We start from the raw sequence: 9,546 nt of genomic DNA on the forward strand, positions 1-9,546 counted from the left end.
CAAAAATTCCAAAAATTCCAAAAATTCCAAAAATTCCAAAAATTCCAAAAATTCCGTTTCTTGAAATTTTGCAAGTAAAATTTCAAAACCGCAAGTAAAATCCCAAATCCTTGGCAAAATTTCACTCATAACAAAGCTCGCAAAATCATACTTTAAACTAGCTTTTGTTACAATTACAAGTTTTTAAATCCAAGGACAATTATGAAAAAGCTTATATTTTTTATCTCCACCCTGCTTTGCTCTTTGAGCCTTTACTCCGCAGATACCAACCCGGATGCGCCGCTTAAGCTCGATCCTAGCGTCGTGCACGGCGAGCTAGCGAACGGCGTGAAATTTTATATCCTCAAAAACGACGTGCCGAAAAATAGTGCGCTTTTTTACCTCAACGTAGCCGCGGGTAGTGTCGATGAAAATGACGACGAGCAGGGCTTAGCGCACTTCGTCGAGCATATGGCATTCAACGGCAGCGAACATTTTGATAAAAATGAACTAGTTCATACCTTGCAGCGCCTAGGGGTGAAATTCGGCGCCGATCTCAATGCACAGACTGGCTTTGAAAACACCACATACAACATCCAAGCCCAAGTAAGCGATGAGACGCTAAAGGACGTATTTTTGGTACTGCGCGATTATGCAGGCGGCGTGAAATTTGACGAGAACGAAACGCAAAAGGAAAAAGGCGTCATCTTAGAGGAAGCAAAAAAAGGCTTTGAGAGGCGCTTTTACGAAAAGCGCGCCACATATTTATACCCTAATTCCATATTTTCCAGACGCTTTCCGATCGGACAAAATGAAATCATCAAAGGCGCCACTGGCGAGCAACTAAAAAAATTTTATACGCGTAACTACCTTCCTAGCGCCATTAGCATCATAGTCGTAGGCGACGTAAACATTGAGCAGATTAAAAACCTAATCAAGCAAAATTTTAGCTCTCTTTCTGCGCACGGCGAAAAAATCCCGCGCGATCTTAGCCTGCGCCCATTTGAAGGCGGGCTAGCAAGCACCGTAGAGCCCGAGCTCGGCGCCAATGTCGCTAGCGTGCTTTACGCAGGCAAATATGAGCCGCTAAGAAGCTACGGTGCGCTTAAAAATGAGTGGCTGCAAGCCTACGTATCGAGGCTGATGGAGCTTGGATACGACGCGATGAATGTGAATGCCAAAATTCCGCTTAAAGCCTATTTCGGCTCGGACGATCTGTTTAAAAACCGCAGACTATACAGCATAAGCGCGAATATTTTTAATTTCGACGCCAACGCCACGCTAAGTAGTCTTTTTAGCGCGATCAAAGGGGTACGCGAACACGGATTTAACAATGACGATTTTGATAGCGTTAAGGCGGAATTTAAACATCAAGTGCAAGCCGATCTGCTTAAAAACGATACGCAAAGTGCGCAAATAGGGGCATTACTTGATTTCGTACAAAACGGCAATGTAAAGCTTAGTAAGCAAGACGAGCACGATCTAAGCCTCAAGGCGTTAGAAGAAATAACGCTAGCGGATGTTAATAAATTTTTCTCTCAAATAACGGATGGAGCGAGATTTACGGAGATTATCTCTGCAAAAGATTTAGGCGTTAGCCAAAAAGATGCGATGCTACTCTACGAAAAGGCAGTGCCGTTTAATTTCGCTGCTTCGAAGCTTGCTTCCAAGCAACTTGCGGGAGCAGATTTAAAAGAGACGGAATTTAAAGCACAAAAAGGCGCTAGCGGCACTGAAATTTTGGAGTTTAAAAACGGCGCGAAGATAATTTTAAAGCCTCTTAAAAGCGAGAAAAATAAAATCGCCCTCGCAGCCGTTAAAAAAGGCGGCTACGCGCATTTTGGCAAAGCTCGTGGCGAAATTCTAACCGCGCTGCTAAACTCAGGCACCATAGGCGAGCTAAACGAATATGAGGCGGGACGCTTGACCTCAAAATTTGATTATAAGCTAAGATTTAGGATGGATGACGCAGACTGCGGTTTTAGAGGCGCAGGAGCGGATCTGGAGGCGATGGCACACGAGCTTTACGCAAGATTTAGCGAGCCGCTAATTCATGCAAGCTCGCTTACAAAATACAAAACAGACGCGCTTTCGGCGATTGCGCTACGAGACGAGACGGCGGAATTTAAATTCGGCGAGCAAATTTTAAAATCTCTATATTCGGGAGATATGGCTCGTAAGCAGCCGCTTAGCGTAGATGACGTAAAGAGCGCAAATCTTGCCGATTTACAGCGCGATGCGGATGAAATTTTTTCAGGTACTAGAAATTTTATCTTTGTGCTTAGCGGCGATTTTGAGCCTGCGCGCGCGAAACAAATTCTAGCCAAATATATTGGCAATCTAAAGCCTGGCGTAAACAGCGCTACACCTAAAACTCTGATGCTAAATACTTCTAGCGGAGAGATTGTGCAAGATTACGGCGATAGTGATAAAAGCGAAGTTCGGATGATTTTTTCAAACTATGAGCTACAAAATTTCGACTTTGCAGACACTTATAAATTTCAAGCGTTAAAAAGCGTGCTAAGCAATCGTATCGTCGAGCAGATCCGCGAGGCGCGCGGACAAATTTACTCGGCGATGGTGCATAGCGCCTATGTGCGTGAGCCACAAATCGCAGCGAGCTTGAACGTATCGTTTTCTACCGAGCCGAAAGATGCCAGTGCGGTTGCAGCAAGCGTGAGTGAAATTTTAAAACAGATCGAAAGCTCCGGCGCAAAAGATAGCGAGCTGGCAAATTTCAAAAAAGCGCAAATTTTATCGACCAAAAGGGCTGCGCAGACGAATGATTTTTGGCTTGCTAATATCACTGCTCACGAGCTTTACGGCTATCCGCTCTACGACGAAAAAAGCTACGCAGCAAGCATAAACGCAGTAAAAAGCGCGGATGTGCAAAAAGCGGCGCAAATGCTAAGCGATAGGCTATTTACGGCGATCTTGAATCCAAAAAGCTCCGAGAAACGCTAATGTTCGTTTCATTTTTTAAAAGCAAAAAATGGGCGCTTTTAGCATATACAGGGCTAGTATTTTTGATCACTATCAATTGGTATCAAACTACGCTGAGCGTGCGTTTCAACGAATGGTATCGCGTATTTTATGATTTATGTCAAAACGTAGATCGTCATACGTTAAACGATTTTTACGCGCAGATGAGGGTCTTTTTATGGATAGCGATGCCTGCCGTAGCGGCGGCGATTTCGGAGCGATACGTGGCGCGAATTTGGGCGTTTAAATGGCGAGAGGCGATGACCTTTTCCTATTTTTCATACTGGAAAAAGGTAAGTAAAGATATCGAAGGAAGCTCGCAGCGTATCCAAGAAGACATCTACCGCTTCTCAAAAATCATCGAAGATATCGGCACGCGCGTGCTTTCAGCGGCGATGATTCTTTTTGCGTTTATCCCTGTTTTGTGGAGCCTTAGCGAGAAAGTACCTTTTGAGGCGCTCAAAAAAATTCCCGGCTCTCTCGTATGGATCGCACTTGCAGTAAGCATCGGCGGACTGATAATTTCTTGGCTAGTAGGTTGGTTTCTGCCTAGGCTTGAATACAACAATCAAAAGGCGGAAGCTGCGTTTCGCAAAGAGCTGGTTTATGCCGAGGAGAATAAGGCGGAATATGCGAGCGAAGAGACCACAAAGACGCTATTTGGCAAATTAAAGCACAACTATTACAGGCTATTTTTGCACTACTGCTACTTTGATTTATGGCTAAATTCTTTCTCGCAAATCCTAGTCATCGTGCCCTATCTCATAATGGGACCGGGGCTTTTTACTAAGGCGATTACGCTTGGAGTGATGATTCAAGTAGGCAATGCTTTTAATCAAGTACGCGGCAGCTTTAGCGTTTTTATCAATAACTGGACGACGATCACGGAGCTTCGCTCAATCCATATGCGACTTAAAGAATTCGAAAAAAATATCGACTACAAGGGCTAGATAAAATTTCGCCCGTATCTTGCGGCCCTAGACTTCGCTTTCTAAATTTAAAGCAAAATCCCGAGCCGCTAGCTTTTAAAATTTCTACGCTTTACTGCTCTCTTTTTTCGTGATGAGTAATGTTTAGCTTTATAAATTTATAGCTTCCTACGAGCAAGATCATCCAAATCGCGATGAAAACTAAAGATTTGATCATTTTTAATCCTTAAAATTTTTATAATGCGGCGCATAAAAAGCGCCGCCGATATGAAATTTAACCAAGCGCAAAGGCGCACATAAACGCCGCGCGAGAGCAGCCTCACGATCGCGTCCGAAAGCTTCTAATCGCGCCGAGCATCTATGCCGTTAAATTTAAAGCAAAGCTCGTGCAATTTTAGCGCCCCCAAAGCTCGGCTTTCGCGCCGTTTAACACGGCTCGGCTCTACTTGACGCTCATTAAATTTCACAGCGTGCACCTTGCGCCGCCGACTTCCGTTTGGCGCCGCGATAGCCTTGTGGAAGGCGATATTTGCGTTGCCCGAGCAGCTTATTTAGCGCTTGCTAGGCACGCAAATAAAATTTTACGCGCCGTGCTCATCCGCGCGCGGGCGTGCCTAATAATGCTCGTTTGAAAGCCCCTCTTTATCGAGCTTTTTAGCATCCATCGCGCGCCAAACATAGCTGATATAACCCAGCACGAAAGGCACTAGAAACGACACGTAAAACATCGTCTTAAGCGTATAGAGGCTCGAGCTTGCGTTGCTTATCGAAAGCGAGCTTTGCAGGTCGAAATTTGACGGATAAAACGCCGTATTGTTTAGCCCTAGGATCAAAAATACGCTCGTTACCGCGCATACGACGCCCACGCCGTAGAAAAATACTCCGCGCACGCTGCTTGTAAATGCGCCTTTGAATATCCCCACCAACACCAGCACGACGCCTAGCAGCAGCAAGACTAGCGCCGCAGGCAGGCTTAGGTAGTTATGCAGATACTTAAAGTTCTCGAGGCTTACGACGCCGCCCGCGCCGACTGCATAGCCCTGCTTTAGCAAGACCCACGCCAAAAACGCGATGAAAAATACCAAAAAAGCGCTAGCGTTAAATTTAAGCGAAGCTTTGAGCTTAGCGATTATTTCGGGCTCGGCGATATTATTCATCAAATATAAGCTCGCTCCCGTCCTAGCGCAGAAAAATAGCGCAACTCCCAAGATGTAATTAAACGGATTTGCTAGCGCCTCAAGTCCGCGAGCGGGGTTTTTCCACTGCACGAAATTATTATCGCCCAGCGCAAACTCGCTGCCGCTAAAAAGCGTCGAGACGATGATGCCAAGCAGGATCGTGCCCAGCGAGCCGTTTATGAAAAGAAAGGCTTCATAAGTTTTAGCGCCCAAGAAATTATCGGGCTTTTTTCTGTATTCGTAGGCAACGGCTTGGATTATGAAGCAAAAAAGCAGAGCCATCCACGCCCAATACGCCCCGCCGAAGCTGGTCGCATAAAATAGCGGAAACGCCGCAAAGCACGCTCCGCCGAACATAACGAGCGTAGTAAATGTAAGCTCCCATTTCTTGCCGATGGAATTTATTATAAAATCCTTCTCGGTCTCATTTTTCGCCAGCGTAAAAAGCAGCGTCTGACCGCCCTGCACGAAGAGCATAAAAACTAAAATTCCGCCCAGAAGCGAAACCACGCACCACCAATAAATTTGAAAAATTTCGTGCATCTTAAAATCCTATCTTTATCTGTTTTAGCATGATCTTTATCTCGGCTATGAATAAAACCGTAAATAAAACCGCAAAGAGCGCAAACGAGATCATTATGTTCGTTCCCGCCAGGCTCGTAGCCGCGACGCCCACCGGCATGAGATCTTGTATCGCCCACGGCTGGCGCCCTACTTCGGCCACGATCCAGCCCGCCTCGCACGCGACGTATCCCAGAGGAATGCTAAAGACGCAAAGCCATAGAATTTTCTTGTATTCGGCGAGATTCTTTCGCATCGCCAAAAATAGCGTTACGAAAAATAGCAAGATAAAATAGCTTCCCAGAGCCACCATCACGTGGAAACTATAAAATGTAAGCGCCACGGGAGGGACGATCTGCTTCGCATCGTCAAGGTAGCCGTAGCCTAGATTTTGCATATTTTGGTTGCCGAATAAAATTTCGCGCGCCTGCTGCATCGCAGCGGTGTCATTCGCGTCTTTGGCGAGCTTGTAATCCTTCAGTGCTTGCAGGGCGATTTTGCCTTTTTCGATCTTTTTATCGGCGCCCTCGATGCCGAATTTTTCATTTCCGAATACCAAATCATCGATGCCCGGCGTGAAATTATCAAGCCCTCTCGTAGCCATCAGCCCTAGCGCATAAGGCGCCTTGATCTCAAATAAAAACGGCTGTTTATCGTCTCCCGCGGTTTTGCTCGGATTTAAAACTCCCGCCGCGACGATGCCCGCGTTTACTTCGCCTTTATACAGTCCCTCCATCGCCGCAAGCTTCATCGGCTGCTTTTGCGCGACCTGATAGGCGCTCTCGTCGCCGCTAAATAGCACGAAAAGCGAGCTTAGCATACCGAAGCTTGCCGCTACGATGAAGCTTTTTTTAGCAAGCGCGAAGTCTTTGTTTTTTAACATATAAAACGCCGAAATTCCAAGTACGAAAAGCGCCGCGGTAATATAGCCGCCGCCGACGGTATGTAAAAATTTAGCCACTCCGAAGTGAGATAGCGCGATATCTAAAAAATTGCTCATCTCGTTGCGCATCGTATCAGGATTAAAGCTCGTGCCTACCGGATTTTGCATCCAGGCGTTTGCGATTAGGATCCAATATGCGCTTAAATTTGATCCGATCGCCACGAGCCAGGTCGAGAGAAGGTGAAATTTTTTACTTACGCGGTCCCATCCGAAGAACATTACCGCAAAAAAGGTAGCCTCCAAGAAAAACGCAAGCAAGCCCTCGATCGCAAGCGGCGCGCCGAAGATGTCGCCCACGAACCAGCTATAATTCGCCCAGTTGGTGCCGAACTCAAACTCCATTATGATGCCCGTCGCGACGCCGATGGCAAAATTTATACCGAAAAGGCGCAGCCAAAATTTAGTGATCTTGAGCCACTCCTGCTTACCGGTCGCGACATATAGGCTCTCCATAAACGCCACGATAAAGCTAAGCCCCAGCGTTAGGGGCACGAAAAGAAAGTGATAAAGCGCCGTGAGTGCGAACTGCGCCCTCGACCAATCCACGCTAGCAAGCTCTTGCATTCCTACTCCTTAGTCAAATTTTTATAGATGAAATCGATTTTTTCTTGATCGGTTTTAAATTTAGAATCCAAGTTTTCGTCGAAAATGAAAAATTTTAGTAGCACAAAAATTATGAATAGCTTGATCAAAATCACCGCCCACAGCGTTTTGCCAAGCTTCATCGAAGCAAATCCGTGCGCGTAAAATTTTAAAATTTTGCCGAAAAACATCAAATTTTAACCTTTAGCAATTATTAGTTTATATTTTTTATTGTATAACAATTAATTAAAATTTAGCTTTAAATTTTGAAATTTTGGTAGCAATTTTATCTTTTTAATAAATGAGTTTTACGCCGTCACGCTCAAATAAAGTTTCTACTGCATAATTCGCAACCGATCGCATTTTACTTAAACTGCACAAAATTTTAGTTTAGATTCCTCATATAAAATTTTAGAATAGAATATATCAAGAAGCGAGCAGAAAAATATGTGGGGCTTTACTAAGCATCTTTATGTCTAATTCGTAGCGATTTTTAATAGAATTTTTTGTAGGCAAATTAACGCGCCTCAGCTGAAAGCAGACGTAAGAATTTTAAAATCAAACGCCCAAAGCTACACGATACGAAATTTAAGAACGGATAACTAACTCGACGCAAAATTTAAAGCATTTCATTAGACTGGACGTATAATTAAAAGCCTAAGAGCCGATTTAGCGTAAATTTGCAGCACGGCTCATCAGCGCCACAATCTCTGCTAAGTCGAATTTGCCGCCGAAAAAGAGATTGAAAGCAAGCGCACCCTGATTTATCAGCATCTCTTTGCCGTCTTTTGCGAGTAGATTTTTTGCGCGCGCGGCTTGTAAAAACGGAGTCTGCTTGCCGTAGATCGCATCAAAGGCAAATTTTGCGCGGGATAAAATTTCATCTATTACCCCCTCGGGTGCAGGCAGCGCGTTATCTTTGAGCCCTGCGCCGGTGGCATTGACGATCAGATCGTAGTCTTTGGATCTAAAATTTTCATAAGTAAAAAATTCTTCGCAGCCGAAGTCAAAATCCTTTGCGCTGCGGTTTAGGATGTCAAATTTCACGCCGTTTTTGCCTAGCGCGTAGCCGATTGCTCGCGTCGTGCCGCCCGCACCTAAAATAAGCGCATTGCGAATCTTGCCAAAGCCCAAAATCGCGCAGAAAAACCCCTGCGCATCGGTGTTAAAGCCGTGCAGCGCGCCGCCTTTTAGCACCAGCGTATTTACCGAGCCGATCTTCTGCGCCGCCTCGCTTAGGACGTCGCATGCTTTAAATGCGTCGAGCTTAAAAGGCACGGTCACGTTCGCGCCCGCAAGCCTTAAAGTTTCAAATTTAGCGCGCAGTTCCTCGCCGCGCTGCAGCAAAACTCGCCCATAGTAGGCGTCCAGCTCCAAAAATTTTATCGCGTAATTATGAAGTAGCGGCGAGAGAGAGTGGGCGATCGGGTTGCCGAAAACCGCGAATCTGTCCACTATTTCACTCGGTAGATATACGCTCCGCTATTGATGCTGCGCATATCGCTAAGCGCCTTTTGTAGCGCCTCACCCTCGAAAGGTCCGACTAAAATTTTAGTCACGCTCTTGCTTCCGACGTGAGTTTGCAGCGCAATTGGGCTGTAGCCTTTTTTGGTGATTTTTTTGGTATCAGATCCGTTTGGATCGTAGACATTGGATGCGAAAACCTGCACATAACTGCCGTTTGCTACGCTAGTGCTGGTGCTCTTTGCTGCAACGCCAGCCTTTACGCTCTCACTTTTAGACTCTGGCTTGCTAGCTTCTTTTTTAGACTCAGGTTTTGCTGGCTCTTTTTTGGCTTCAGCTTTCGCATGTTCCTTTTTAGCTTCCGTTTTTGAAGACTCTTTTTTAACTTCTGCTTTTGCTTGTTTTTCAGGTTCTTTTTTAGGCTCTACTTTTTGCTCGACTTTTCTAATTTCGGTTTTAGAAGGTTCTTTTTTTATCTCGTCTTTTGCAGACTCTTTTTTAGGCTCTAGCTTTTTTACGTCAGTTTTTTCAGGTTTTTTAGCTTCGTCTTTAGACTCAATCTTTTTACTTTCTATTTTAACTTCGGATTTTTTTGGCTCTTCTTTGATTTCGGGCTTTTGGATTTCTACTTTCTGTGCTTCAGGCTGAGCGCTTGCGACGACCTTGCTTTCGGAATTAGGCTCTTGGGTTTTTATCTCTACTTTGGTTGGAGCTGCAGATGCTGTATTGGGTTCTGATTTCACTTCTACAGGCTCAGGCTGCGAAGGCTCAGGTTTTTGAACTTGTACGGCAGGCTTTTGCTCCGCTTTGGTAAGCTCTTCTTCACTAGGCATAGTAAGACCTGCGTTAGTATCAATATCGTCTTTATTAATAGCCTTCATTATGATTAAAATGATTAAGAATAAAACTACGACGCCGGCTGCGACGG

At 45.2% G+C, this 9,546-nt stretch carries 7 protein-coding genes; 2 read left to right on the forward strand and 5 right to left on the reverse strand.

The window, feature by feature from the left end:
• Window positions 1-201: 201 nt before the first annotated feature.
• A complete protein-coding gene (locus Q0257_RS03380; RefSeq protein WP_298021547.1) occupies window positions 202-2,943 on the forward strand; it encodes a M16 family metallopeptidase in 2,742 nt (913 codons plus the stop codon).
• Entirely contained in the window at window positions 2,943-3,911 is a 969-nt protein-coding gene (locus Q0257_RS03385) for a putative transporter (protein WP_177388461.1), read from the forward strand. The genes Q0257_RS03380 and Q0257_RS03385 overlap by 1 nt, the downstream gene beginning before the upstream one ends.
• 593 nt (window positions 3,912-4,504) lie before the next feature.
• Here Q0257_RS03385 and Q0257_RS03390 read toward each other — a convergent pair.
• The 5 genes from Q0257_RS03390 to Q0257_RS03410 all read right to left on the reverse strand — a co-directional run.
• Window positions 4,505-5,611 (reverse strand): cytochrome d ubiquinol oxidase subunit II, encoded by a 1,107-nt coding sequence (locus Q0257_RS03390; RefSeq protein ID WP_298021549.1) that lies wholly within the window; start codon window positions 5,609-5,611, stop codon window positions 4,505-4,507.
• A 1-nt stretch (window position 5,612) separates the two neighbouring features.
• Window positions 5,613-7,136 (reverse strand): cytochrome ubiquinol oxidase subunit I, encoded by a 1,524-nt coding sequence (locus tag Q0257_RS03395; protein WP_298021551.1) that lies wholly within the window; start codon window positions 7,134-7,136, stop codon window positions 5,613-5,615.
• 2 nt (window positions 7,137-7,138) lie between these two features.
• Window positions 7,139-7,345: a DUF4492 domain-containing protein gene (locus Q0257_RS03400; RefSeq protein WP_005871229.1), complete on the reverse strand. Its 207-nt coding sequence runs from the start codon at window positions 7,343-7,345 to the stop codon at window positions 7,139-7,141.
• Window positions 7,346-7,823: 478 nt separating this feature from the next.
• Window positions 7,824-8,609, reverse strand: a complete 786-nt coding sequence (locus Q0257_RS03405) for a shikimate dehydrogenase (RefSeq protein WP_298021554.1) — start codon at window positions 8,607-8,609, stop codon at window positions 7,824-7,826.
• Window positions 8,609-9,546: hypothetical protein (locus tag Q0257_RS03410; RefSeq protein WP_298021557.1), on the reverse strand; the 938-nt coding region annotated here is incomplete at its 5' end. The genes Q0257_RS03410 and Q0257_RS03405, both read right to left, overlap by 1 nt.

It is taken from the genome of uncultured Campylobacter sp. (assembly GCF_938018035.1).
GTDB lineage: Bacteria > Campylobacterota > Campylobacteria > Campylobacterales > Campylobacteraceae > Campylobacter_B.